Below are 26,690 nucleotides of genomic sequence, written 5' to 3'. Positions count from 1 at the left end.
GCGCTACCGGCCGGCCCGCCATCCCCAGAAGATTTTCGACGGCGCGTCCCGGCGGCAGAGGGCTCAGTGCAGCTGCCAGAGGCGGACCGTCCGGTCGAGGCTTCCGGTGGCCAGCGTCATGCCCTCGGGGCCGAAGGCCACGGCGCGGACCGGGCCGGCATGGCCGGTGAGGGTGGCGGTGGGGGCGCCGTTGGCGCCGTCCCACAGGCGGGCGGTGCCGTCGTCGCCGCCGGTGGCCAGGGTGGCGCCGTCGGAGCGGAAGGCCACTGAACGAACCGGGCCGGCATGCCCCTTGAGCGGGGCGATGGTGTAGCGGGTGGCCAGGTCCCACAGCCGGGCGGTGCCGTCCTCTCCCCCGGTGGCCAGGGTGGTCCCGTCCGGGCGGAAGGCCACGGCGCGGACCGGGCCGCTGTGGCCTCTCAGCTCGGTGACGGTGCGGAAGGCGGCCGCGTCCCACAGCAGGACCCGCTCGTTGCGGACGGCCGCGGCCAGGCGCGCGCCGTCCGGGCTGAAGGCCAGTGCGCAGACTCCGCCCGCCGGTGCCTTGGGAGCGGCGACGGTGCGCAGGGCGGCGAGGTCCCAGACCTTGACGGCCCGGTTGCCGCCGCCGACGGCCAGGCGCGCGCCGTCCGGGCTGAAGGCCAGTGCGCTGACGCCGCCGGCGTGGCCTTTGAGGACGGTGACGAGCCGGTGGGCGGTCACGCTCCACAGCCGGACCACCTCATCGTCGCCGCCGGTGGCCAGCAGCCGGCCGTCGGGGCTGAAGGCGACCGCGCGGATTCCGGCGGGATGGTCTTCGAAGGCCGCCACGGCACGGCGGGTGCCCACCTCCCACAGCAGCGCCGCATCGCCTTCCCCGCCGGTGGCCAGCAGCCGGCCGTCCGGGCTGAAGACCGCCGCCAGGACCGGGACGGCGCAGGCGAGCGTGGCGGCGCAGGAGGCGCCGCTCGGAGGCCCGGGCCAGGACGGGTGACCGGGGACGAGGCCGCCGCGCATCCTGATCGGGGTGCTGGTGGTCTCGATGCGGTCGGCGCCGCGTCCCTCGTCCGCCGGCATCGGCGGGGAGGGCAGCCGCCAGGGGCGCCGCGCCGGGGAGAGCCGCGCCGGCCGCTCAGCGGGCCGGGGCTCCGGGACGGGGTCGGCGGGCGGGTCCGGCCGCCGACGGGCGGGCCCGGCCAGGGCGCCGACGACCCGATGCACCTCCTCGGCGGAGGCGGGACGGTCGTAGGGGTCCTTGGCCAGCAGCCGCCGCAGCAGGCGGTGCAGGTCGGCGGGGACGTCCGGGCGCCGTTCGGCCAGGTCGGGCGGGGGCTCCATGAGGTGCTGGCGCATCATGTCGACCATGGTCGGGCCGGGGAACGGGGGCCGTCCGGCCAGCAGGGCGTACAGGGTGCAGCCGAGGGAGTACAGGTCGCTGCGGGCGTCGGCGGAGCGGCCGGCGTACTGCTCGGGGGCCATGTAGGCGGGAGTGCCCAGTGCGCCGCCGGTGCCGGTCAGGCTGCTGCCGGCCCCGGCGTACCGGGAGAGCCCGAAGTCACAGATCTTCACTCCGCCTTCGGATAGTTCAACCAGGTTGGCGGGTTTGATGTCGCGGTGCACCACGCCTTTGCGATGGGCGTAGGCCAGTGCCTCCGCCACCGGGGCCATCAGCGAGGCCACCCGTGCGACGGGCAGCCCGCCGGGGTTATCGGCCAGCAGTTCGGCGAAATTTGTCCCTTCCAATAGTTCCATCACAAAGTAGGGATGGCCCTCGTGCTCGCCGATGTCGTGGACGACGGTGATTCCCGGGTGCTGGAGGGCCGCCGCGGTCCTGGCCTCCCGGCGCAGCCGCGCGGCCACCACCCGGTCGGAACTCAGATCGGCGTGCAGGATCTTGACGGCGACCCGGCGGCCCAGCTGGTGGTCGTCGGCCGACCACACCTCTCCCATGCCGCCCCGGCCCAGCCGCTCCACCAGCCGATACTTGCCACCGAGCAGCATTCCGCGCCGCACCGCACCGCCTTTCCGCCCTGGCCGCCGCAGTGATCGGCCCCCTCCGGCCGCGGCAGCATTCTTGCAGAAGCCGCCCCTTCCAACCGAATGCCGACTTTGATCATCGATTGCCGCTTGTGGCCGTAACATTCGTTGTATTCAACCCCATGTCATGACCATTTCGAACTGTATTCGAAAACAGCGGGCCGACCGAGGGCGGGAGTCCTTGTCGATCTTGTGGCGGACCTTTCCCGCCAGGTGAAGCACCCCGGGCCCGGTGGGAGGCGGCCGCGTGAGCCGCCCTCCTAGGCTTCGCACCTGTGGACCGAGCACTCAAAGCGGTCGATTCGACCCGATAGCCCGACATCTGTTGATTGCATTCACATGTACCTTGTGGTTGCCTATGCCCCACCGACAGCGGGCCGGCACGACACGCCCGCGACCAGCCCTCCCCCGACGAACGAAGGAGTCCCGTGCCCGTCCTGCCCTTGACCTCGCGCGACCCCGAGCGGATCGGCGGGCACCGGCTGGTGGGCCGGCTCGGCGAGGGCGGGCAAGGCGTGGTCTACCTGGCCGAGACCGAGACCGGCGAACGCGTGGCGATCAAACTGCTGCACGACCGGGCGCGGCTGGACGGCTTCCGCAAGGAGATCGCCGCCGCACGGCGGGTCTCGCCGTTCTGCACCGCGAGGATCCTCGGCGACGGGGAGGACGAGGGCGCCCCGTACGTGGTCACCGAGTACATCGACGGCCCGTCGCTGCGGGAGGCCGTCGAAAGCGACGGGCCGCTGACGGGACCGGCGCTGTACCGGCTGGCGGTCGGGACCGCCACCGCGCTGGCCGCCATTCACCAGGCCGGAGTGGTGCACCGCGACTTCAAGCCCGGCAACGTGCTGCTCGGCCCGGACGGGCCGCGGGTCATCGACTTCGGCATCGCCCGCGCCCTGGACGCCACCGTCACCGCCACCAGCACCGTGGTGGGCACCCCGTCCTACATGGCGCCCGAGCAGCTGGCCGGCGAGCCGGTGGGGCCGCGCGCCGACGTCTTCGCCTGGGGCGCCACGATCGCCTACGCCGCCAACGGCCGTCCGCCCTATGGGCAGGACACCATCCCGGCGGTGATGAACCGCATCATGACCGGCAGGCCCGACCTGGGCGCCCTGGCCGGCCCGCTGCGCGACCTGGTCGCCGACTGCCTGTCGCGGGACGCGGCCAAGCGCCCCGACAGCCGGGAGGTGCTGCTGCGCCTGCTGGAGCACACCGAAGGCCCCATCCCCGCCGCCCAGGCCCTGGAACAGGGCCGCGCCCTGGCCGCCGCCGACGATCAGGCCCTGGCCGACGAGCGCACCGCCCGCTGGACCACGCTGCGCCTGGACCGCCCGCCGTCCGGCCGCCGCCCGCCGCAGTGGGCCGTCCTCACCGGCGTCGCGGCGACCGTCGCCCTGCTGACCTTCACCGGCGGCGCCATCGCTCTCAACGGCGAGTCCGACCCGCGTGCTTCACACGCCATTGCCTCTCCGGCTCCTGCGTCCAGGCGGGATGCGCCGGGCGCCTCTCAGCCGAGTGCACAGCCCATCCGCTCGGCGCCTTCGTTCCCGCGGACCCCGACCGAGATCGCAGCCGCCGTCGAGCAGGCCATGGCGTCACGCCGAACCGCCGCTTTCAAAGCCGAAGGTCTGCTGTCTCAAAGCACCCACCATCTCAAAGCCACCGGACGCCTGCAATACCGCCCCGGTTCCGCCACCGACTACGACATGACCGTGTACAACGCCAACCCGGGCCTTGAAGACAGCTTCCCCACCCGCGTAGTCCTCGTCGGCACTTCTGGTTATGTGCCGGGGTACGGCCAGAGAATTCCCATCGATCCCAGCAGGACCGACCAAGGACATCCTCATCTCAACCTGGCCGTGGAAGCTCGCTTGCTGACTTCGCCATACAACATCACCACCCTGCTGAGGAACGCTTCAGAGCTCAAGCGGACCAGCGACGAAGGCACCCACACCTACCGAGGCAGCGCCTCTCCGGTAAAGCTGTCGTACGATGGCCCGATCGCTCCCTTCTACAAATTCTTTGCCGACCGCAGAGTCTTGATGACTTTCACTCTGACCGTCACCAATGAATTCCTTCCGGCACGACTCGATGTCGAATTTCGATTTCCTTTGGAAGGAACGTTCATCGGCGCCAGTTACTGGGCCGTTTACCAGGATTGGGGTCGTAGCGGCACCATCGTCAAGCCCTACTGAGCTTTCCGATGAGATATCTCGTCCCCGCTGAGGCGGCCCGGCCCCACAGGTTCGGCGCACTCAGGGTGCCGGGTCCGGGAGGCGTTCGGCGGTGGCCTGCAGGCGGGCGGCGGCGCCGGCGGTGACCGGTTCGCCGTGGCCGAAGCAGGCGATCTCGGCCTCCAGGGTCGCCAGGCGTTTGAAGGAGGCGGCGGCCTGGGCGGTGTCGAGGTTGAACACCCCCAGCATGACCGGGGTGTCCGGGTCGGGGTCGGCCGGGTCGCGGGCGGCCAGGTCCCCGGTGAACAGCACGCGCGGGCCGGGCAGGTAAAGCGCGATGCTGCCGTCGGTGTGGCCGGGCACCGCCACCACGCGCGCCCCGCCGCCGAAGTCGATGACGTCGCCGTCGTCCAGTTCGCGGTCCACCCGCACCGGGGCGGCGGTGGCGGCCGGCAGTTGCGCGTTGGCCCGTTCGAAGATGGGGCGTTCCCAGTCGGCCAGGTTGGGGGGCGGCTGGAGGCGCTCGCCGCGGAGGACGGGGGCCTCGGCCCGGTGGGCGAGCACGGTCACCTCGCCCCACGAGGCGATCTCGGCCGCTCCTCCGGCGTGGTCGACGTGCCCGTGGGTGAGCACCAGGCGCCGCACGTCCGCAGGGCGGTGTCCCAGGCGCCGGATCGCCTCTGCGATCATTTCCGCGGCGCCGGGCGCGCCGGAGTCGATCAGCGTCAGGCCGTCCGGGTCGCGCCACAGGTACACGTGCCCGACGGGGAATCGCAGGAAGGTCAGCTCAGGGGTCAGCTGCACGAGGTCCATACGGGCACGCTAAAAAGCCCGGCGGGCAGGGCGTAGAGGGCTACGCCCTCAGCGGATCGGCTCTGGGCGGAATCCGGCACGGACAAACAGATCATTTCCACAAAGTCCATGGTTGATTGAGTTCACGTGTGCTGTACTGTGCGTGTCGTCGTCGACCCTGGGGAGCCAACAGGATGAGCCACGATCGCTGGGCCGGTCACGCCGGGCTGCGGGGCGACCCCGCGGTGATCCGGCTGTCGGCGAGCCTGCTGGACCGCACCGACCGGCAGTGCGCCGACTTCGCCGCGCTCAAGGCCCGCACCGGGCTGTGGCCCCGGATCCGCGAGCGGCGGCGCCATCCCCCGCTGGAGACCTTCCCGCTCGGGCTGGTGATGCGGGCGCTGGACGCGGTGGAGTTCGACGGCCGGGACCTGCGGCAGGCCGCCGAAGAGGCCGTCGCCGCCAACCGCACCCCGGTGCACCCGGGGGTCGCCGTGTGGGTGTCGCACGCCTGCCGGGCCTACCTGCGGGCCGCCGAATGGATCACCGACGAGCTGGAGGCCGAGGGCATCGCGCTGGCGCCCGAGCGGCTGCCGCGGATCGTGCAGTCGGCCTCGGCGGCCGAGCTGCGGATGCTGACGGCCTGGGGCCGCTGGTACGGCTCCACGGACGGCACCGTCCGCGAGTTCCGGCGGCTGCGCATGAGCCGGGCGGGGGACGAGCACACCCCCTCCACCCTGGCGCTGGCGTTCGTGACCGCCGCCGGGCGGCGCGCGGTCGGCAACGTCTACCAGGACGTCCCGGTGGAGGTGATCGACGACGCCGACGCCCCCACCCGCATCCGGATCGTCGAGGTCACCCTGCTGGAGGGAGTGCCGCCGCGGGTGCTGCTGGACGACTCCCCCGAGCGGGTGCGGCGCGCCTACCTGGAGCGGGTCCGGCCGCTGGCCCAGGGCGTGGTGCTGGGCGGCGAGCGGCGGGCGGGCTCGGACTGCCTGGAGTGCAAGCTGCGCGCCCACTGCGAGGACCTGCCGCACGCACCCGGCCTGCTGGGGGCGGAGGAGGCGGGCACGCACCGGCGGACCTGGTCGGTCACCACCGGCCGCGACTATGCGGTCTGCCCGGCGCGGGCGCACATGCGGCAGCTCCACCTGCCCGCCGCCGCCCCCGGCGACGACTCGGCGGTGCGGCGCGGGCGCGCCGTGCACCGCTGGCTGGAGGCCGCGCACCGCAGGGGACGGCCGTGCTCACCCGGCGACCTGCCCGACCCCGACGCCGCCGAGCCCGGCCCGCTCGCCGCGGAGCTGACCGCCGAGGAATACCGCCAGGCCAGGCCGTACCTGCTGGCGCACCTGGCGACCTGCCCGCTGGCCGGGCCGGGCCGCATCGACCAGGTGCGGCCCGAACCGGTCGTGGCCGCCTTCGACCCGGTCGCCGACGTACTGGTGATCGCCCATCCCGACCTGCTGCGCCGAGTGGACGGCCGGCTGGTGTACCGGGAGCAGAAGACCACCACGGGCGCGCCGCCGTCGGGCACCCCGGAGGAGGTGTTCGCGCAGGTGCCCCAGCTGGCGCTGGCGGTGCTGCTGATCGCCCACGGCGTCTTCGGCGAACCGGAGGGCACCGTCGAACTGGAGGTGCTGACCCCCTCCCGGGCCCACCTGACCGCCTTCGACGCCGCCGACCCGCAGGTGCTGCAGGCCGCCCGCGGCCAGATCACCCGGATGGCCGGCCCGTGGCTGCACGACACCGAGTTCGCCGCCTCCCCCGGCCCCTGGTGCGAACGCTGCCCCACCGCCCAGTGGTGCCCCGCTCCCCGCACCCCCGCCGAAGACGGCCATGGCGGCCCCATCGAGGTGGACGGCGTCCTCATCGACCCCCGCACCGGCGAGGTCCTGGACGCCTCCGGCCCGCTCACCACCCGCGCCGCCGCCGTCTGCGCGTCTTTGAGCGACCCCGACCCCGACGAGGCCCCGCCGTTCTGACCGGCGGCGGGAGCAAAAGACGGAACGTCTCTCGGCCGGCACCGATGAAACCGACCGAGCGGCTCAGCCGGCGGGGCGCGCCGGCCCCGGGCGGGGTGCAGGGCCAGTCGTACCCGCCGGCCGGGATCTGCCCACGCCGTGATACGCCGAACTTAAAGGCGCAAAGCGGCGGGGGCGGCGTTCGCCGGGCGCCCACGTCACGGCCCTCGAAGCCCGGCTCCCCGGCCGGTTCGTCCGGGCACGGCATTAAGGCCGCCGGCTTCGACGTCCCGGCGGCCGGGTGCAGGTCAGTCGCCGGGGGCGGAAACGGGGCGGAGCGTGCCTTCGGCCAGGCCGTCGCCGATGAGCCTGGCCAGTTCGGCGCCCAGGTCGCCGGCCCGGCGCAACCCGGCCACGATCTGCCGCAGCCGCCGGAACAGCGCTCCTTGGCGGCGCTGCTCCTCCAGCGACGGCAGCGGGATCTCCGCGCGCCGCACGTCCAGCCGGTAGCCGGACGACATGGAGGTGTGGTGGCGCAGATTGGCCGAGGTGCACAGGACGCCGGCCAGGTAGTCGGGGTCCAGGCGGGCCGGGTCGGGACGCAGCAGGACCAGGTGGCGGCCGAGCAGCGCGCCGGGCTCGGTGACGATGGTGGCGGCGGCCTCCCGCAGCAGGGTGGAGACGACCACGTCGCCGGGGCGCAGCTCCACCGGCTGGTCGCCGCTGAGGCCCTGGTCGTCGGGGCCGCCGGTGGGCGGACGGCCGGCGACCACGTCGTCGGCGGTCAGCACCGGCCGGTCGGCGGCGGCCTCGGGGGAGGGCCGGCCGGACGCCTGGCAGATCTCCAGCAGGTTCAGCCGGGCCAGATCGGCGACGGTGACGACGGACACCGAGCCGGGCTGGGCGGGCTCGACCGGGGGCACCATGCCGGCCAGTTCGTCCAGCAGCCGCACCAGCTCCTCGCGCAGCTTCACGACCCGGTCGATGGCCGGGGCCGCGGTGGGCCGGGAGATGTGGCGCGCGGGGGTCAGGTCGACCTCGTCGTCGAGCAGGTCGATGATCCGCACGGCGCGGCCCTCGCCCGGTTCGTCCAGGTCGGCCTCGGGGTCGTCGGTGAAACGCCGCCACAGCCGACCGGCCGTCTCCACAAAGCCCTCGCCGGAGCGGGAGGTGTCGACCATGAGGACCTGGCTGGGCAGGCGTTCATCCGGCACCGGGCGGCGCAGCACCCACACGGTGAGGGGGACCGCGGTGTTGGGGACGGCGCCCAGCGGCAGGGTGATCACCGCGCGCAGGGCGCCGCGGCGCAGCAGGTTGGCCCGGATGCGCCGGCCGGCGCGGCGGCCGGCGGCGGCCGGGGGCATCAGCAGCACCGCCAGCCCGCCGGGCCTGCAGTGCGCCAGGCAGTGCTGCACCCAGGCCAGTTCGGACTCGGTGCGCGGGGGCAGGCCGTACTCCCAGCGCGGGTCGGTGGTCAGCTCGTCATAGCCCCAGTTGCGGTCGTTGAACTGGGGGTTGGCGACGACCAGGTCGGCCTGCTCTCCGGGGAAGGCGTCGCGGCGCAGTGAGTCGCCGGAGCGGATGTCGGCGTCGGCGTCCAGCAGGGCCAGCCAGATGGCGGTCAGGCGGGCCACGGCCTCATCGACGTCCTGGCCCAGCAGCCGCCGGCGCGTCCCCTTGGCGAGCATCCCGGCCAGGAACGCCCCCGATCCGCAGGTCGGGTCCAGCACCGTCTCGATGCGCGGGCCGGCCAGCTCGGCCACCAGGCGGACGACCTGGGGCGGCGTCTCCTGGGTGCGCCGCTTGTGCAGGTCGAGATAACGCTCGCGGAGGAACTCGAAAGCCTGCTGCTCGCCTCGTTCCCGGGCCAGCGCGGCCACGCCCTTGGCCACGGTGACGCAGGAGGACGGCGGCTCGGCGGGCAGCACCCGCTCTCCCGGCAGGTCGGCGACGGCGGCGCGCACCGCCTTGGGCAGCGCGGCGGCGATCTCCTCGTCGGTGCCGCGCGACAGTTTCCGCCAGCCGCGCCGGTCGCGGTGCAGGTACAGCAGGAACGCCCCGGCGAACATCAGCACGTCCACCAGCTCGTCGGTGGAGTCGGCCAGCCGGCGCAGCTCCTGCCACAGCTGCTCGTCGGCGGGGGCGCCGGCCAGCTTGCCCTGCGCCCGCAGCCACGCCTGCACCTCGAGCAGGGAGAAAGACGGGCTGGTGGCGGTACCGCCCACCGGTTGCGGAAAGTCGTCATGCCGCTTGCGCCAGTTGCTCACCGCCGCCCGGCCGACCCCGGCCAGGCGGGCGATGTCCGCAGCGGTCACCGTCGCGTCCTGCACCGCGGCCTCCTAGCCTGAATGTTGTTGGTCGATTATATTCACATAAAGATCGGCTTGACGCGTGAACATCTCTCTGCCCAGGTCACAGCCGATGCTTGGGCGCGGCGGACGCGCAGCCGGTCTGCTCGACCGGCACTGTGAAGATCGCGCACCGCGGCGGATCGCCCTCCACGGCAATGCAGTCGGCCCGCAAGACGGCCTTTCAGGCAACGTCAGCGGCCTTTGCCGGGTTCCCACCGCCGCCAACGGCAAGGACGTCTTGCGGAGACGTCGGCACGCGAAACGTTTCCGATACGGCCGGCCACACCTCATGGGCTCCTTGGTGGTATCACAGTTCGCCCGATACCACCAAAGCGCCTTACCGAGAATTGGGACTATGTCCGACCAACACGCGAGCAGTTGATTTCATTCACAAATTCTCGGAAGACGAGAATTAAGGAAGGGTCCGGCGAGCTCACACGCGCCGCACGCCGTCTCCCGGACCGGCCGAGGGCCTGGCGGTGGCTCTGCGGAGAGCGCGGTAGAGGAGTTTGGCGTCGCCCAGGTGGTGGCGAAGGAGCTTTTCCAGGCCGCCGATGGGGACCAGGTTCTGGGGAGCGCGGGGATCCTTGTAGTCCACCCCGGCCAGGGTCGGCAGGATCACGGTGCTCAAGTCGGCCAGGGCGATCACCTCCGCCGCGGGCAGGTCCGCGCCGGCCTCGCAGCGGGCGATGCCGGCCCAGGGGGCGGGCGAGCGGACCGGCAGGCGCAGATACCAAGAATGGCGGCGCCAGCTGGTGCCCATGCCGAAGACCGGGGTGCGCTGGCCGGGGGCCAGGGAGGCCAGCACGGAGGCCGCCGGGCCGGACAGGTAGGCGGTGTGGTGGGTCTTGACGTAGCCGATGGTGCGGGGCAGGTGGGCGCGCCCGCGCAAGGGGCCGTCGAGGATGAGCAGGTCGTCCTCGCCGGCGGTGCGGTGCCGCGTCGCCAGCTCCACCTCCAGTTCGCTGAGCTGCCGCTGCAACGCCAGCGACAGTTGCTCGGCGCCGGCGCCGGGGGCCGGCTGCACGGTGTAGGCGCCGGCCCAGGTGCGCAGTGCGGCGGCATGCGGGGAGGGGGTGAACAGCGACCGCCGCACGCTGACCTCGGCCAGTTGCGCCGGGGCGGCACCGTCCAGGTCGCAGCGGACCACTCCGGCCGCGCAGGAGGCGGCGATCCCGGCGGTGGGCATGGCGCCGGTGGGGTCGCTCACCCAGACCCGGGCCTCGATGCGGCGCACACCGTCGACGATCAGCAGCGAGCGCGGCAGGGCGGCCGGGACGGCGGGGGTGATGGGGCGCCAGCGGGCGGCCGGGACCTCCACGTCCAGGTCGATCTCGGCGGTGGTGGCGTCCAGCTCGGTGAGGGCCTCGGCGGTGAAGGAGGTGGCGTACCCGGGGTCCCAGGGGTCGATGGTGATCGAGGCGGACGCGGCGGGAGCGACGGTCATGCACTCCTCCTCTCCAGGTGGGAGCCGGAGGCGTCGCGGGAGACCGCAAAGCGCACCGGCACCCGCTCGGCCAGGGCCGGGACGTGGGTGACGATGCCGACCATCCGGTCGCCGGCGGTCGCCAGCCGCTCCAGCGTGGCGGCCACGGTGTCCAGCGTCGCCGGATCCAGGGTGCCGAACCCCTCGTCCAGGAAGATCGACTCCAGGCTGCGGGCGGCGCCCGCCGACAGCCCGGCGACCTGCTCGGAGAGGGCCAGCGCCAGCGCCAGCGACGCCTGGAAGGTCTCCCCGCCCGACAGGGTGCGCACGTTGCGGCGCATCCCGGCCTCGGCGTAGTCGATGACCTCGATGGTGTTGCGGGCGTCCAGCACCAGCTCGAACTGGCCGTCGGACAGCTCCTTCAAGGTTTGGGAGGCGGCGCTCACCAGCACTTCCAGCGCCTCGCCGCACAGCCAGCTTTCGAAGTTGTTGGCCCGCAGCCGCAGCGCCAGCTCGTGGGCGACCTGGGCGGCCTCCCGGTGCTCGGCGGCCCTGCCGGCGAGCGCGGCGGCCTGGCGGCGCCGTTCCCGGACGCCCTCCAGGTCGCTTTCGGCGCGGGCGCGGGCGGTGGCCACGGCCCGCCCGATGGCGTCGGGTTCCAGCGCTTTGGGCGGGGTGAGGCCGCCCTCCTCCAGGAGGGTGCGCACCGCGCCGCGTTCCCGGTCGCGTTCGCCGCGCGCCGCGGCCAACCGTTCCTGTGCTTCCCGGCGCGACCGGTGGCGCCGCTGCAGCTCCTGGTCCCGCCAGGTGAGCAGGGCGGTCCAGGCGGCGTGCAGGTCCCGCCGGTCGACGGGCGGGGCGCCCAGCGGGACGAGGGTGTCGCGGACGGCGTCCAGTTTCCGCAGCGCCGCGGCGGCCTCTTCGGCGATCTTGGCGCGGTGCCGTTCGGCGTCGTCGGCGGCGGCGCGGGCCTGCTGGGCCTCCTGCCGGGCTCGCCGGGCCGCGTGCTCGGCCTCCTCGATGGCGGCCAGCTTCTTTCGCAGCTCGGCGGCGTCGGGGTGGGCGCGGAGCTGCTCGGCCAGTGCCTGCAGGCGGCCGGTCAGGTCTGTGACGGCCTGCTCGGCCTTGTCGGCGACGGTCTGGGTGTGCCGGTGGTGGCGGCGGGCCTGCTCCAGTTCCGCCTTGCGGCCTTGGACGGCGTCTTCGGCCTGCTGGAGGGCGGCCGGTTCGGGGTGGGCGGGCGGCTCGGCCACCGGGTGCAGGCACACCGGGCAGGGCTCGCCCACGGTGAGGCGCCGGGCCAGGTCGGCGGCGGCGTGCGCGTCGCGGACGCGTTGCAGGTGCGCTTCGGCCTCCTCCAGGCGGGCCTCCGCCTGCCGCACCCGGTCTTCGGCCCGGGAGACGTCCGCGACGGCCTGCTGGTGGCCGGTGCGGGCGGTGGCGAGCTGGCCGGTGAGGCGGGCGTGGTCTTCGTGGGCTTTCAAAGCCAAGGTCAGGGCGGTCTTGTCGCCGAGGGCGGCCAGCTCCTCATAGGCCTGCTGCTCGGCTCGCCGGCGGTTTTCGGCCTCCTCGGCCCGCTGCCCGGCCCGTTCGGTGGCGGCGCGCAGGTCGTCGGCGAGGGTGGGCACGTGCGGGGGCATCGCGACGGTGCCGAGTGTCCGCACGGCTTGGTCGGCGGCGCTGAGCTCGCTTTCCGCCGCGGTGACGCGGCCGTCCAGGTCCCGCAGCCGCTCAAGGGAGCCTTGGACCCGCTCGGCCAGCTCCGTCAGCTCCTCCAGGCGGCGCCGGGCGCGCGCCTCGGCCTCCTCGTCGGCGTCGGTGAGCGCGGCCAGCTGGTCTTCGGCGGCCTGGGCCGCCGCGGCGGCCTTCTTCTCCTCTTCGACGGCGCGTTGCCGGATGGCGTCGAAGACGCCCGCGTCCAGCAGCTGGACGAGCAGTTCCTGGCGTTTGCTCGGGGTGGCGTGCAGGAACTCGGCGAAGCGGCCCTGGGGGAGGATCACGCACTGGGTGAAGAACTTGTACTCCAGCCCGGTGAGGCGCTCGACCTCGGCGGTGACGTGGTCGCCCTCGGCCAGGGTGCGCACCGGGGAGGCCAGCAGCGCGGTGACGTCCTGGGCGGGGTCGGCGGACGGGTCGAGCTCATCCAGCCGGGCCTCGCGGGTGGCGACCGTGCCGCGGGCGTTGCGGACCAGGGAGCGGACGATCCCATAGCGCCGGTCCCCCACTTCGAACACCAGCGCGACCTTGCCGGAGGTGGCCGAGGGGGCCAGCGCCAGGCCGACTTTCTTTTCATCCCCCCAGCGCGGCACCGTGCCGTAGAGGGCGAAGCAGATCGCGTCGATGACGGTGCTCTTGCCGGCGCCGGTGGGGCCGACGAGCACGAAGTAGTCCACATCGTGGAAGTCCACCGAGGTCGGCGCGCGGAAGCTGCCGAAGTTCTCCAGGTACAGGCGCAGCGGGCGCATCAGCCCTCCCCTCCCCCGCTCGCGGTGACCTCATCGTGCAGCCGGTCGAACAGGGCGATGACCCGCGGGTCGTCGCGTCCGGTCTGGGCGAGGTAGTCGCGGAACAGCTCCCGCGGGGTGCGGGCGGCGCGGGCGGCGCCGCCGCCCTCCCGGCGGGCGGCGGTGGGGCGGAACCGTTCGTCGACATCGACGGTCAGGGCGTTCGGCAGGATCTGGCGGACCCGGTCGGCCAGGCCGGCCCGGGGCTTTTCGGCGACCACCACCCGCAGCCAGGCGTCCTGCAGGCTCTCGGCCTGCGCCTCCAGCTCCTCCAGGGAGCCGTTGACGGTGCGCAGCGGCCGGGGGGAGGCGAGGGTGACCTCGCGGACCTGAGCGGGCCTGCCCGGCTCGACGGTGACCAGCAGCGCGCCCGGGCTGTTGTGCTCTTCGCCGAAGTCGACCGCGATCGGTGCGCCGCTGTACCAGATCGGGCACGGGCCGGGCATCTGCTGGCGGCGGTGCAGGTGGCCGAGGGCGGCGTACTGGACGGTGGGCGGGAAGGCGGTGGCCTCGAAGTAGTAGGAGAAGATCGTCTGGGCCTCGCGTTCGCCGCCGCCGAGCTTGCCGCCCGGCAGCGTGCCGTGGGCGGCGACCAGGTTGACGGTGTCGCCGCCGAAACCGGCGGTCAGGGCGGCGGCCAGCTGCGCGAAGCGGGCGGCGTAGCTGCGGTTGTGCTGGTCGGGGGTGTCGGTGAGCGCCTCGACCGCCCGCACCACGAACCGGTGCGACAAAAACGGCATCACCGCCAGGCGGACGTCCTCCCCGGCCCTCGTCGTCCACGACAGCACGCCGCCGTCGTCGGGGCGGCGGAACCGGCCGACCACGTGAACGCCCAGGGCGCCCAGCACCGGCCGCCACACATCCAGCAGGCGGGGGTCGTCGTGGTTGCCGGCCAGCACCACCACCTGCCGTCCGCCCTCCCGCAGCGCCAGGAGGGTCTGCATCACCAGGGCCTGGGACGGCGGGGTGGGCGCCGAGGTGTCGAAGACGTCCCCGGCGACGATGACCGCGTCCACGTCCTCGGCGCGGGCCAGCTCGACCAGCTCCTTGAGGACCGCCCGGTGCTCATCGGCCCGGGCCCGCCCGCGCAGCACCTTGCCGACGTGCCAGTCGGCGGTGTGCAGGATCTTCATGTCGGCTCGTTCCTGGGTCGGGGATCACAAGGGCACGTTGAAAGGGGGCATCTCAAAAGGGGACATCGTCGTCTTCGGCGAGCCCGGCGAACGGGTCGGCGGCCTGCCGGGGCACCTGCGGGGCGGGCGGGGCGTCCGCGCGGGAGGCGGCGTCGGATTCGGCGGGGCGGGTGGCCCAGGCGGGGAAGGGGAACTCCACCGCCAGCGGCACCGGGATCTCCGGCTGGGAGACGAACATGGTGCCGGGCTTGGCGATGGTGGCGCGGGCGCGGGCCGCCGGGGGCAGCCAGCCGTACTCGGCGCGGGCGGCCTCGGCGGCGTCCAGCCGGCCGGCCACCCGCACCGCGCAGTTGGCGACGATGCGGCGCTCGACCTCCGAGGCGGTCTGCTGGGCGCCGATCAGGATCACCCCCAGCGACCGGCCGCGCTCGGCGACGTCCAGCAGGATCTCCTTGATCGGCGAGCCGCCCTCGCGGGGGGCGTATTTGTTCAGCTCGTCCAGCACCACGAACAGCAGGGGGCGGGCGCTGCCGGTGCTCTCCTTGCGGGAGAACTCCTGGCGCAGCACCGTGCCGACCACGAAGCGCTGGGCGCGTTCGGGCAGGTTGTGCAGGTCGACGATGGTGACCTGGGCGTCGGAGGTGCTGATGGAGCGGCCTTCGCGGGCGGGCAGGTCGCCGCGCACGATGGCCTCCAGGGGCCGCACCGACGAGCGCAGCCGGCGCAGGAAGGCGTTGATGGTGCCGATGCCCATCAGGCCGCCGGCCCATTCGGCGCGGGTGTCCTCGTCGGTCAGCTCGGTCTCGATCAGGTCGACCAGGTCCTTGTAGGTGCGGCACACCGTGCCCAGGTCGCCGTTGGGCTTGCGGATGCGCACCGCCCCGCCGTCGCCGGCCTGCTGGGCGTCCCGCCGCAGCCGGGCGGCGATCTGCCCGATCAGCAGGGTGTATTGGGCGCGTTCGTCCTCGGTGTCGGCGAAGACGTAGCGCAGCAGTTCCTGGTGGCAGAACTCGGTCAGCGTCCAGTAGAACGGGCTGACGCCCTGGGTGCGCGAGGAGACGTGCGGGACGCCGTTGGGGTCGTCGGGGCGGGGCGGGGCGAAGATGTGCACGCTGGAAAACGGCCCGGCCGGCAGCCCGAGCCGGGCGTAGGCGTCGCGGGCCCGCTCGTCCAGGCGGTTGTTGGGGTGGTCGAGGAACAGCAGGTCCTCGCCCTTGACCGAGAAGATCAGCGCCTTGGTGTTGGCGGCCTCGGCGCCCAGCGCCCCGGAGTTGAAGATCGAATACAGCAGGAAGGTGGCGAAGGAGGTCTTGGTCGCCACCCCCGACACCCCGGAGATCGACACGTGGGCGCCGCGGGTGCCGTCCAGGAATTCCAGGTTCACATGGACCGGTTCGCCGTCGCGGCCCAGCCCCACCGGAACCCGCCGCTTCATCACATCGAAGTACAGCGCCAGTTCCCGGTCCCGGTCGCCGGCCCGGTAGGCCACGGCGCCCGGCAGCGGCGGCACGTACAGTTCCGGCTCCACGCGCGTCACCGTGACCTCGGCCGACTCCACCACCTGGGCCGGCAGCACCCCGTCGGCGATCAGGAAGACGTCCGAGTCGTAGGCCGCGCCCTCGTGCCTGGCCTGCACGTCGGTGACGACCCCGGCGACCAGCACCGATCCGCCGTCCGGCAGCTGCCGGCGGGTGGCCACCACCTCATCGAGCTGGACCACCTGCCCCGGTTCCAGCCCCACCCAGAACGACAGCGGCGTGGCCGACTGGGTGCCCAGCACCCGGCCCACGATCCGTCCCTCCGCCGCCCCGGCGGCCCCGTTGTGATCACGCACCCCGTCTGTACCGTCCAAGCAATCCCACCCCGGGCTACACGGCTTTCACACGTTCTCCGCAGGGTAGACCCGCGCGGTGACAGATGTCGGCCAAAGCGCCCGCGCCGGGTGCCCTCGCCCGCGAGCGGGCCGCCCCCTGGGGCCGGCGATGCGGGGAAGACGCGCCGTTCACGGTCGTTCCTCCGGGACGGGCGGGGTGTCGTCGCGGGGACGCAAGGTGGCGTCGGCCAGGCCGTCGGCGATGAGGGCGGCCAGCTCGGCGTATCGGTCGCCGGCCTGGTTCAAGGCGGCGGTGAACTCCTCCAGGCGGCGGAACGCCTCACCGTAGCGGCGCTGCTCCTCGACGGTCAGCAGCGGGATCTCGATCCGGCGGACGTCCAGGCGGAGCGTGGCGGACAGGGCCGCGCGGTGCCGGTGGCCGCGGGATCCGCGGATCATGCCGGCCAGGAAGTGGGGGTCCAGCCGGGCCGGGTCGGGGCGCAGCAGCGCCAGGTGACGGCCGAGCACCGCGCCGCGCTCGCCGGCCACCCGGGCGATGGGAGGGTGCAGGAGGGTGGGGACCAGCACGTCGCCGGGCCGGATCGCGATGCGGGTGCCGGGCGGCAGCCCATCGGCCTTTCCGGAGGGGCCGGTGCCGGCCGCCACGTCCTCGGCCGTCAGGACCGGCGGGTCGGGATGCGGCGGCGCGTCCTCCTCCGCGCGGCCGGCCGGCGGCGCACCGGAGGGGGGCAGGGCGCCCAGGATGCGCAGCAGGCCCAGGCGGGCCAGCTCGGCGAGGCTGATCATGGGGGCCGGGAAGCCCTCGCCGCCGGCCTCCACCTCCGGCAGCAGAGCGGCCAGCTCGCCGAGCCGGCCGCCGAGCTCGGCGCGCAGCTCGGCCACCTGCTCGATGGCGGGTGCGGCGGGGGGCGGGGGGATGTGGTGGGCGGGGGTCAGGTCGACCTCCTCGCCGAGCAGGTCGATGATGCGGACCGCGCCGCCCAGGCCGGGTTCGGCCAGGTCGGCCTCCGGGGCGGCGGCGAAGCGGTGCCACAGCTTGGCGGCCGGGGCGGCGAAGTCGTCGCCGATCCCGGAGACGTCCACCATGAGCACCTGGCCGGGCGGCCGGTCCCCGGGGCGGGGGCGGCGCAGCACCCACACATGGCAGGCCATGCCGGGCACCGCCTGCGGCGGCAGCGCGATGATCGCGCGCAGGGCGCCCCGGCGCAGCAGCTCGGCGCGGATGCGGCGGCCGGCCCGCCGGAGGGCGGCGGCCGGGAGCATCAGCAGCACCACCAGGCCGCCGGGCCGGCAGCGGGCCAGCGCATGCTGCGCCCAGGCCAGCTCCGAGCAGCTGCGCGGCGGCGGCCCGTACCGCCAGCGGGGGTCGGTGGCCAGTTCCTCATGTCCCCAGTTGCGGTCGTTGAACGGCGGGCAGGTGACCACCAGGTCGGCCGCGGCGTCGGGAAAACGGTCGGCGCGCAGCCCGTCCCCGAGCCGGATCCGCGCACCGGGGGTGCGCAGCGCCAGCCGGACGGCGGTCAGCCGCGCCACCGCCTCATCGGCCTCCTGTCCCAGCAGGCGCCGCGGCGGGTCGGGGCGTTCCAGCATTCCCAGCAGGAAGGCGCCGGAGCCGCAGGCGGGGTCCAGCACGGTGTGCACCCGCGAGTCCGCCAGTTCCGAGACCAAGGCGACGACCTGCGGGGGCGCCTCGTAGACGCGGCGGCGGTGGCGGCTCAGGTAGCGCTCGCGCAGGAACTCGAAGACCTCCACCGGCCCGCGCCGTTCGGCCAGCGCGGCCAGCCTCCGAACCAGCGGGATGCAGTCGGCCGGCAGTGCCGCCCCGGGCGCCGTTCCCAGGCCTGTTCCCCCCGGCAGCTCCCTGACCACGGCTTTGATCCGGCGCGGCAGGCGGGCGGCCAGTTCCCGGTCCGTGCTCGCGGCCAGGCGCCGCCAGTCCTCGGGGTCGCGGTGCAGATACGTCAGGAAGGCCCCGGCGAACACCGACGCCTCGGCCAGGCCGGTCCGTTCGGCGATGCGCCGCAGTTCCTGCCACAGGTGCTCGTCATCGACCGGCCGCCGCAGCTTGCCCTGGCGGCGCAGCCACTGCTGCACCTGCGCCAGGGAGAACACCGGGCTGGTGGCGGTGCCGCCGACGGGTTCGGGGAAGTCGTCGTGCCGCCTGCGCCAATTGCTCACCGCCGCCCGGCCGACCCCGGCGAGCCGGGCGATGTCGGCGGCGGTGACCATCGCGTCCTGACCCATGGGCCTCTCCGATCGGGCGCCACGAAAAGCGACGCGGGCCCTTCACAGTACTCGGTTGTCTTTATACCTTCAACAGTTATTCTGTTGGTCGATTGTGTTCACGATAACAGTATGGCCCACTGCCGGGCCGCTCGGCTCCAAGTCCGCGAGCCGGCCCCGTCCCGATCGACTTATCCGCTCACCCTGCCCCCCGCTGTCACGAAGCGCAGCCGCCCGACTCTCCCCCCTTGGCCCCCTCCGACGCGGGCGGCCATCTCGTCACTGCCTGACCATGATTGACATCGTTGATCCGATTCACAACAGGTGATCAGTCCTCCATATATACCTCTGCTGCTCATTGGCCGGACCGGAATCTCAGGTCGCCTTGACCACCATGACCAATCCACAGCAAACATGCGCATGCCCCCTCTGATGGGGCTAACGTCACAGCTCTGGCACCGATCGCCGCGCCCAGGAGGTCCCATGAGAGGTGATCCGCACAGACCCGGCCATGGCCGTGACAGCGGCCCGCCATCGTCATCGCGCCCCGGCTCCCCTGCCGGCAATGGGAACGGCGATCCCGCCGAAGCGGCCGTGCTGCGCGACCGTCTTCAGAAGGTGCGGGAACGCTTCGCCGCGGCGGCCACGGCCACCGGCGCGATCACCGCCGCCCTGAGCGAGGGGCGCCGGCCCGGCGACGCCGAGACCGCCGCGCTGACCGCCGCGGTGCGGGCCTTCGACGACCTGCACCAGACCTTGAGCGCGCTCGGCGAACCGCCTGCCGAGCCCAGCCTGGAAGGGCTGTCCCGGGCCGTGGAGGCGGCCGCACGGCGGCTGGAGCGCTCGGCCGCCGTGCGCGCGCTGACCACGCTCACCGGCCCCTCCGCGCTGGATGAGCTGCTCGCCGAGATCAGGCACCTGGCCGAGACCGGACGGCACGAGGGTTTGCCCGAGCTGGCCGAGCTGATCGAGCTGTGCCGGCGGGGGGACACCGACCCCCGGGCCCTGGAGCGCATCGACCGCCTGGCGCAGACACTCCGAGAGCTGCTCCCCGAGCGGCACCGCCCGGTGGTCATGGCGGCGATCGGCGGGCACCTGTCGGTGAGCACGCCAGAGCACGCCGCCCCATCCCGGGCCGCCGCGCAGGACGGGGCGGACCTTCCGCAGGACCCGGCGCCCGGCTCCGCGGAAGAAGAGGACGCAAAAGAGAACGATGTGCCCGTCCCCGTCATCCCGCCGCCCCGCCCGGCCCCCGACGAGCCTCCCCTGGACGATCTGGACGAGCTGCTGATCGCCGATGCCGAAAGGCGCGCCGCCCGGCGGCAGGCGTCCGCCGAGGAGCCGCCGCAGGACGAGACCGCGCCGACACCCGACGATGCCCCCGCCTCCCCGGAAGAGTCGGCCTCTGCGAGCGACCCGCGATCCCGGCACGCCACCGCTTCCCATAGCGCCCCGGCCCCTCAGGAGGAACAGGAGCCTTCGCGCAAGCCGGAGTCTTCCAACCGCACCACCCCGCAGAGCGCTCTAAAGGCCGTTCAAGAGCCGAAGCCGCACGACGAGCCCACCGCGCACCGCGCTCCCCAGCGCCCAGACGCCCGGCGCAAGCCCGCCCTGGACGGCCGGGCCGCCCCGCCATCCCGTAGCCCGGTGATGCAAGAAGCCTCCGAACGGAGAGGGGAACCCGCCACGCGCGGCAAAGCCGCCGCGCAAAGCGATCCGGGGCGGCAAACCCCCCAAGGCGGCTCCCTTCCGGGCGGCGGGGACGCCGCCGAGTGCGGCAGGGCACGCGGCGAAGTGGACGCGGCCCGCCTGGCGGCCGCGGAGGCCGCGGCGCTGCGCAGCGGGCGGCCCGCGCTGGCCGGATGGCTGCGAGCGGCGGCCGGCAGACCCGAGGCCGAGGTGCGGGCCAGGCACGCCGCGGCCATCGCGCTGGAGACGACCGAGTTCGCCGGGCGCATGTCGGCGGCCTACGCGCAGCTCGCGCACGGCCTGGCCGGCGAGGCGCTGGAGGAGGACCCGGCCGGGCAGCTGCTGGCCTGGGCCTCGGCGATCCGCTCGGGAATCGTCCAGCCCACCGGCCAGTCCGATGAGCTGCTGCGCAGGCCCCCGGCGGCGGTGTCGGCCCGTCCCGCCCTGGCCGCGCTGGGCGAGGCGTTCCTGCAGGCCGGGGCCGAGGGCGTCTACCTGCAGCCCGGCATCTCCAACCGGCTCGGCGACGTCCCCCGGGCCGAGGAGCGCCGGGCCGAACTGGCCGGGCGGGCCCGGCGGATGCTGGCCGAGGTGCCGGCAAGGAAGATCAAGTATCAGCGCGCCACCGAGGTGCTGAAACTGATCCTGCACGAGGACGGGGAGATCGGACGGCTGCTGGCGATCGCCGCCGCCGATGACGCCGAGCGGGCCGACCAGGTCCGCCAGGGCGTGGACGCGCTGCGCGCCGACGGGGTCGACCGGCTCATCGACGCCGTCACCCGCAGCCTGGGCGGCCAGGGGGTCAAGCGCCGGATCGAGGCCGGGGCGCGCCGCAAGCTGCGCGAGCTCCTGGAGGAAGGGCTGGATGTGGCCAACCGGTGGAGCGGCGCGGTGCGCGAGCAGACGGCCGCGGCCGGCGCCGGGCCGCAGCAGGGGCCGGAGACGCACCTGGCCGCCCTGCAGCGGACCGCCGGCGAGCTCGGCGAGCGGTGCCTGGCGGAGCTGGAACAGATCGCCGCCGGGGGCGATCAGGTGCTCACGGCGGCGGCGCAGGAGGCCCGCCGGCTGCTCACCGACACCCTGGAACTGCTGCGCATGCGCCCGCTGGGCGCCGAGCCGCACCGGGTCGACCTGGTGCTGTGCCGGGATCTGCCGGCGGCGCCGGGCATCGCGCTGGCCGCCGGCTCGCTGGAGCCGGCGCAACCCCCCGCCCCGGCCGACCTGGTGGCGCTGGCGGAGAGCGAGCCGGACTGGGAGGCGGCCTTCCAGGCCCGCGCCGAACGCGGCGACCACATCGGAACCGCGGCGATCGTGGAGGTGCTGGGCGGCGACCGCCGCGCAGACGAGCTGCGGCGGCGCCGCGCCGAGCTGGTGGCGCAATCCCGCGACGCCCAGCGCGCCCGGGTGGAGAAGCTGCGCGACCAGCTGGCGCGGCTGCGCCGCGACGGCGTGCTGGGCGAACGCGACGCCACCCGGCTGGAGGGCCGGCTGCAGCCGCTGGCCGAAACCGACCGGGCCGACTTCGACCGGATGGGACGGCGCCTGGAGGAGATCGAAGGCGAGCTGGCCGAACTGGTCGAACGGGAGGTCGCCAAGGTCCGCCGGGAGCTGGCGGCCGAGCTGCACCGGCCGGCGGTGGCCGGTGCGGCCGAGCGGATCGGCGAGTACCTCGACAGCGGCGACCTGACCACCGCCCGGGAGTTCCTGGTCCAGGCCAAACAGGGGCGTCCGCTGCCGGAGGCGCCCGCCGAGCCGGGGGACTTCGCCCGGTTCTTCCCCGCCTTCCCCCGGGTCTTCGACGCGCTGCGCCCCCGCCAGGGGCGGCGGGCCGCCGACCCCAACCCCGCCCTGGACGTGCTGATCGAGGCGCTGCAGGGGGACGGGCACGTCGCCGACGAGCGGCTGGCCGAACTGCTGGCGGAGGCCGGGCTGGACCTGGCCGCCTCCCAGCGGCGCGACGTCGGCGCCGAGGCGCTGCGCAGGTGGCGGATGGCCGGCGGCGGTCCCAAGACCGCCGGCAACCTCAAGACGATGATCGAGCCGATCCTGCGGCTGATCGGGCTGGAGGGCGAGCAGCACCCCGGCGGCAGCGCCAAGGGCCGCACCTGGATCGAGCTGTCCGGCGTCCGCCGGCACGGGCAGGCGCTGCTGCCGGCCTTCGGGTCGCGGATGAGCCCCTCCGGCGACACGCTGCGGCTGCTGCTGGTGTGGAACCGGCCGCACCCGCAGCAGCTCGTCGACCTGATGGGGGACGAGCCGCGCGACCAGACGGTGCTGGTGTGGTACTTCGGCACCCTGTCGGTGGAGGACCGGCGGGCACTGGCGGAGGCGGTGCGGCGCCGCCCCCACCCGGTCGCGGTGCTGGACGACGCCGCCATCGGCTACCTGGCCTGCCGCCCGGGAGCGGACTGGAGCACCACCGTCGCGCTGCTGGCGCCGTTCACCGCCGGCAACCCGTTCGTGTCCACCGGCGATGTGCCCGAGGAGATGTTCTACGGGCGCGCCGAGCAGCTGCAGCAGGTCATCGACCGCTCCGGCGGGTCGATCGTGTACGGCGGGCGCCAGCTGGGCAAGTCGGCGCTGCTGCAGGCCGCCCGGCGGCAGGTGACCGACAGCGACCCGCACCGCAAGGTGATCTTCAAGAGCATCTCGGACGTGGGACGGACCGCGCCGGCCTCGGCGATCTGGCCGACGCTGCGCCGCGGCCTGGAGGAGGCCGGGATCGACGTCGGCGAGCCGGCGGGCGCCGGCGGCCCGGAGCCGATCCGGCAGGCGGTGCGGCGGTGGCTGGACGGCGACCCGCGCCGCCAGCTGCTGATCCTGCTGGATGAGGCCGATGAGTTCCTCAACCGGGACGCCGAGGGCGCGCGCTTTGCCAACGTCGGGGCGCTGCGCGACTTGATGAGCGAGACCGAGCGGCGGGTGAAGGTGGTGTTCGCCGGGCTGCACCAGACGGCGCGTTTCAAGGGCCTGTCCAACCAGCCGCTGGGGAACCTGGGCAGGCCCATCTCGGTGGGGCCGCTGGCCCCCCAGGACGCCTTCGACCTGCTGACCAGGCCGCTGGCCGCCTTGGGCTTTCGGGTGCCGCAGACGCTGGCGGCGCGGATCATCGCCAAGGCCAACAACGCCCCGGCGCTGATCCAGCTGTTCGCCGACGCGCTGCTGCGGCACCTGCGCTCCCGCCCGGTCGGCGAGCACGCCCTGCCGTATGAGGTGACCCGCGACGACATCGACGCGGTGTGGGCCGACGCCCGCCTGGCCGAGGGCTTCCGGGAACGCTTCGAGTGGACGATCAACCTCGACCAGCGTTACAAGGTCATCGCCTACACCATCGCCCTCAACGCCCGCGACGAAGACGGCGAGCAGGGCATGCCCGTCGGGGCGCTGTATGAGGAGTGCCGGGACATCTGGTGGCCGCAGGGCTTCGCCGACTGCTCCCTGGACGCCTTCTGCGGGCTGCTGGAAGAGAGCGTGGAGCTGGGCGTGCTGATCCGGGACGGCGACCGCTACCGGCTGCGCACCCCCTACATCCTGGAGCTGCTGGGCGGCGCCGAGCAGGTCGAGCAGGTGCTGACGCGGGCGCAGGAGCTGGAGCTGCCGGACTCCTTCGACGTGCACTCCTACCGTCCCGCCTACGGGGCGGGCCCGGAGCGCTCCCCGCTGACCGGCGGGCAGATCTCGCGGCTGCTGACCCGGGCCAACCTGGTGCACGTGATCGCCGGTTCGGGGGCGCTGCAGCTGGAGCGGGTGCCGATGGCGCTGCAGGCCGAGGAGGAGCGGCACGAGGACGTCACCGTGGTGCCGGTGCGCTCCGACGGCCTGACCTTCGACGACGCGGTGCGCGACGCCCGCGACCGGCCCGGCCACACCCTGGTGGTGGTCGGGCTGCGGGGCCGGACCCTGGCGCAGGCCCGGCGGCAGATCCGGGACGCCTGCCAGATCATCTCCCGCCACCGGGGCCGCAACGACGGCACGCTGGCGGTGGTGTTCACCGCGCCGCCCGCCCTGGCGCCGCTGTGGCTGGCGGTGCGCGAGTCCGGCGGGCCCGAGCCGCTGCCGGAGCTGGGCGGGCGGGCCGAGCTGATGCAGCTGCGCCGCTTCGACGCCGCGGCGGTCCGGCAGTGGATGCGCGAGGCGGCGCACGCCTTCCAGAACCGGCGCGGCCAAGAGGAGCTGCTGGCCTGCACCGGCGGGTGGCCCATGCTGATCAGCATCGTGCTCGGCGGCGACATGGTCGCCGACCAGCAGCAGGCCCTGGAGCGCTGCCGGCGTCACCTGCGCGACCGCCCCGCCGACCTGGTGGAGGCCGCCGGGGTGCGCTGCTGCCCGCCCGTCGCCGCGGCCTGGCGCGAGCTGGTGGACCTCGCCGGCTCCGGGTCCCCCGCCGACCTGGCCGATCTGCTCGCCCCTTCCGACCTGGAGGAGGATCACCCCCTGTCCCCGCGTTCCCTTCACCAGCACGGCTACCGCACCGTCGACGACGTCATCGAGGTTCTGCGCATCCTGGGCGCCCTGGTGCCGGCCCCGCACGCCCCCCACGAGCTGCAGTGCGAGCCGGTCCTGGCCGAGGCCACCAGAAACAGCGGTGAGGTGCGGTGAGCGGCGACGAGCACGCCCTGGCCTCGGTGGAGGAGGCGCTGGAGGCCGCGGCGCGGGTCGTGCTGTCGCGGCCGCGCTATGCGGGACCGGAACGGCGGGCCGCCGAGCTGGTGCGCAACCGGCGGGAGTGGCTGCTGGACCTGATCGAGGCGTCCCCGACGCTGCGGGCCGCCGCCCGTGACCTGCTGCGCTCGGCGAGCGGGCCGGGGCGGCTGCTGCTGCACCCCGACCCCGAGGTCGCCGCAGGGGTACGGCGGCTGCTGAACGGCGCGAACGGCACGGGCGGCCGGTCCGCGGCCGCCGCCGAGCGCAAGGTGCGCCGTCTCACCGAGGCGCGCAACAAGCTGCGGGAGAAGCTGGCCTCCTTCCGCCAGAAGCTGGAATACGCGCACGCTGACGCGGCCCGGCTGCGAGCCGAGCTGGCCGAGGCGCGCCGCGGCATGGCCGACGCCGAAGAGGAGCTGGCCGGGCTGCGGGCCCGGCTGGCGGCCCAGCAGCGCCGGCTGCAAAACCCCCGGTCGCTGGCCGCCGCGCTGCTGGCCGCGCTGCCGCAGCCCGCAGACGGCGCCGCGGCCGAACCCGATGCGCTGCGCAGGGGGCTGCGGGAACTGCTGGAGCCGCCGCGGCCGGCGTCGCTGAGCGTGGGCCGCTGCCGTGAGCTGCGGGTGACGCCGCTGGGCGGCGACGACCACATCGGCGGCTCGTGCCTGCTGGTCGAGGCCGGGGACACCAGCCTGCTGGTGGACGCCGGCATCCGGCCGGGCACCCCGCCGCAGCCGCCGCGGGACGTCGCCGAGGCGCTCACCGCGCGGCCCGAGGCGGTGATCGTCACGCACGCCCACAACGACCACTGCGGCTATGTGCCCGCGCTGGCGCACCGGCTGCCCCGGCTGCGGATCATCGCCACGCCCGAAAGCTGCCGGCTCATGCCGGTGATGTGGCAGGACGCGCTGAAGGTCATGCGCCGGCACACCGCCGGTGCCTCCAGCGGAGGGTCGTGGACGCCGCTGTATGAGCAGGACGCCGTGGACGTCGCGATGGAACGGCTGGAGGAGCTGCCGACCGGCGCTCCCCGGCGGGTCGGCGACCTGACCGTCGAGCTGTTTCCCGCCGGGCACATCCTGGGCGCCGCCGGGGCGGTGATCAGCGCGGGCGAGCGGCGGGTGGTCATCACCGGTGACATCTCCGGCTTCCGGCAGGCCAGCGTGGACGGCTACCGGCTGCCCGACGGCGCCCGCGGGGCCGACCTGCTGGTGCTGGAGTCGACCTGCTGCGGTGAGGAGCACGGCGACCACCGGGCCCGGGTCGGCGAGCTCCTCGGCATCGTCGAGGAGGTGCACGCCGCCGCCGGACGGGTGCTGATCCCCGCCTTCGCGCTGGGCCGTGCCCAGGAGCTGGCCCTGCTGCTGCGCGAGCACCTGCCCCACGTGCCGGTGCTGATCGACGGCATGGCCGCCGAGGTGAGCGCCGTCTATGAGACGGCCGACGGGCCCGGGGAGCGCCGGCTGTCCATCTTCGGCGGGAACGTCACGGCCGCCGGCCACCCGCGGGACTTCGACGGCTTCACCAAGGGCGTGGTCATCGCCCCGGCCGGGATGCTGACCGGCGGCCCCGCCGTGGACTGGGCGGCGCGCATCCTGCCCGAGCCGCACAGCGCCGTGCTGCTGGCCGGTTACCAGGACGATTCCTCCGGCGGGCGCCGCCTGCTGCAGGACGTCCGGGAGGGGGCCGCCGAACACCTGCTGCCCGGCAACCGGCCGGTGCCGCTGCGCGCCCGGGTCCACCAGGTGCGCCTGTCGGCGCACGCCGACCGCCACGGCCTGCTGCAGATCGCCAAGGAGGTCTCCGCCCGCCAGACCATGCTGGTCCACGGCCTGCCCTTCCGCCAGCGCGCCTTCCGCGAGATCCTGCACGTCCGCCACCACCGCACCGTCGACACCCGTCCTTGGAGCTGACCTTTTCTCCGGCGGTTTTCCGGCAAA

12 protein-coding genes are annotated in these 26,690 nt (G+C 74.2%); 4 read left to right on the top strand and 8 right to left on the bottom strand.

Features of this window, described 5'->3' with window-relative positions:
- Positions 1–63: 63 nt before the first annotated feature.
- Positions 64–1,992 (bottom strand): WD40 repeat domain-containing serine/threonine protein kinase, encoded by a 1,929-nt coding sequence (locus BUE48_RS09575; protein WP_286989659.1) that lies wholly within the window; start codon positions 1,990–1,992, stop codon positions 64–66.
- Positions 1,993–2,444: 452 nt separating this feature from the next.
- Here BUE48_RS09575 and BUE48_RS09570 point away from each other — a divergent pair, with 452 nt between their 5' ends.
- Positions 2,445–4,214, top strand: a complete 1,770-nt coding sequence (locus BUE48_RS09570; RefSeq protein ID WP_286989658.1) for a serine/threonine protein kinase — start codon at positions 2,445–2,447, stop codon at positions 4,212–4,214.
- Between the two features lie 60 nt (positions 4,215–4,274).
- Here the strand turns inward: BUE48_RS09570 and BUE48_RS09565 are convergent, their stop codons facing one another.
- The gene (locus BUE48_RS09565) at positions 4,275–5,006 is read right to left on the bottom strand and encodes an MBL fold metallo-hydrolase (protein WP_012852272.1); all 732 of its coding nucleotides are present in this window, start codon (positions 5,004–5,006) and stop codon (positions 4,275–4,277) included.
- Positions 5,007–5,179: 173 nt separating this feature from the next.
- On the opposite strand from BUE48_RS09565, the gene BUE48_RS09560 reads away from it, so the two are divergent.
- Positions 5,180–6,970 (top strand): PD-(D/E)XK nuclease family protein, encoded by a 1,791-nt coding sequence (locus BUE48_RS09560; protein WP_286989657.1) that lies wholly within the window; start codon positions 5,180–5,182, stop codon positions 6,968–6,970.
- Between the two features lie 287 nt (positions 6,971–7,257).
- Here BUE48_RS09560 and BUE48_RS09555 read toward each other — a convergent pair whose 3' ends face one another.
- The 6 genes from BUE48_RS09555 to BUE48_RS09530 form a co-directional block, all read right to left on the bottom strand.
- Complete coding sequence (locus tag BUE48_RS09555; RefSeq protein WP_286989656.1) at positions 7,258–9,264, bottom strand: N-6 DNA methylase; 2,007 nt, start codon at positions 9,262–9,264, stop codon at positions 7,258–7,260.
- Between the two features lie 469 nt (positions 9,265–9,733).
- Complete coding sequence (locus BUE48_RS09550) at positions 9,734–10,747, bottom strand: hypothetical protein (protein ID WP_012852269.1); 1,014 nt, start codon at positions 10,745–10,747, stop codon at positions 9,734–9,736.
- On the bottom strand, positions 10,744–13,191 hold the full coding sequence (locus tag BUE48_RS09545) for an AAA family ATPase (RefSeq protein WP_012852268.1): 2,448 nt from the start codon (positions 13,189–13,191) through the stop codon (positions 10,744–10,746). The genes BUE48_RS09550 and BUE48_RS09545 overlap by 4 nt, the downstream gene beginning before the upstream one ends.
- Positions 13,191–14,363, bottom strand: a complete 1,173-nt coding sequence (locus BUE48_RS09540) for an exonuclease SbcCD subunit D (RefSeq protein ID WP_286989655.1) — start codon at positions 14,361–14,363, stop codon at positions 13,191–13,193. The genes BUE48_RS09545 and BUE48_RS09540 overlap by 1 nt, the downstream gene beginning before the upstream one ends.
- 52 nt (positions 14,364–14,415) lie before the next feature.
- The gene (locus tag BUE48_RS09535; RefSeq protein WP_217265463.1) at positions 14,416–16,215 is read right to left on the bottom strand and encodes an ATP-binding protein; all 1,800 of its coding nucleotides are present in this window, start codon (positions 16,213–16,215) and stop codon (positions 14,416–14,418) included.
- Positions 16,216–16,365: 150 nt separating this feature from the next.
- Positions 16,366–18,441 carry an N-6 DNA methylase gene (locus tag BUE48_RS09530; protein ID WP_286989654.1) on the bottom strand — a complete coding sequence of 692 codons (2,076 nt, stop codon included), beginning with the start codon at positions 18,439–18,441 and terminating at the stop codon, positions 16,366–16,368.
- Between the two features lie 573 nt (positions 18,442–19,014).
- Between BUE48_RS09530 and BUE48_RS09525 the strand changes: the two genes are divergently transcribed.
- Positions 19,015–24,708 (top strand): hypothetical protein, encoded by a 5,694-nt coding sequence (locus tag BUE48_RS09525; protein ID WP_286989653.1) that lies wholly within the window; start codon positions 19,015–19,017, stop codon positions 24,706–24,708.
- On the top strand, positions 24,705–26,663 hold the full coding sequence (locus BUE48_RS09520) for an MBL fold metallo-hydrolase (protein ID WP_286989652.1): 1,959 nt from the start codon (positions 24,705–24,707) through the stop codon (positions 26,661–26,663). The genes BUE48_RS09525 and BUE48_RS09520 overlap by 4 nt, the downstream gene beginning before the upstream one ends.
- The last annotated feature ends 27 nt before the right edge of the window (positions 26,664–26,690 follow it).

Origin of the sequence: Thermomonospora sp. CIF 1, from assembly GCF_001896795.1 — a bacterium.
GTDB classification, from domain to species: Bacteria; Actinomycetota; Actinomycetes; order Streptosporangiales; family Streptosporangiaceae; genus Thermomonospora; species Thermomonospora curvata.
The sequence above is the reverse complement of the archived record's forward strand: the minus strand, read 5'-3'. Positions and strand labels throughout refer to the sequence as shown.

Bases quoted from the DNA above. Each gene is read 5' to 3' on its own strand.
- BUE48_RS09540 (WP_286989655.1), bottom strand. From the start codon at position 14,363: ATGAAGATCCTGCACACCGCCGACTGGCACGTCGGCAAGGTGCTGCGC.
- BUE48_RS09545 (WP_012852268.1), bottom strand. From the start codon at position 13,191: ATGCGCCCGCTGCGCCTGTACCTGGAGAACTTCGGCAGCTTCCGCGCG.
- BUE48_RS09530 (WP_286989654.1), bottom strand. From the start codon at position 18,441: ATGGGTCAGGACGCGATGGTCACCGCCGCCGACATCGCCCGGCTCGCC.
- BUE48_RS09550 (WP_012852269.1), bottom strand. From the start codon at position 10,747: ATGACCGTCGCTCCCGCCGCGTCCGCCTCGATCACCATCGACCCCTGG.
- BUE48_RS09560 (WP_286989657.1), top strand. From the start codon at position 5,180: ATGAGCCACGATCGCTGGGCCGGTCACGCCGGGCTGCGGGGCGACCCC.
- BUE48_RS09565 (WP_012852272.1), bottom strand. From the start codon at position 5,006: ATGGACCTCGTGCAGCTGACCCCTGAGCTGACCTTCCTGCGATTCCCC.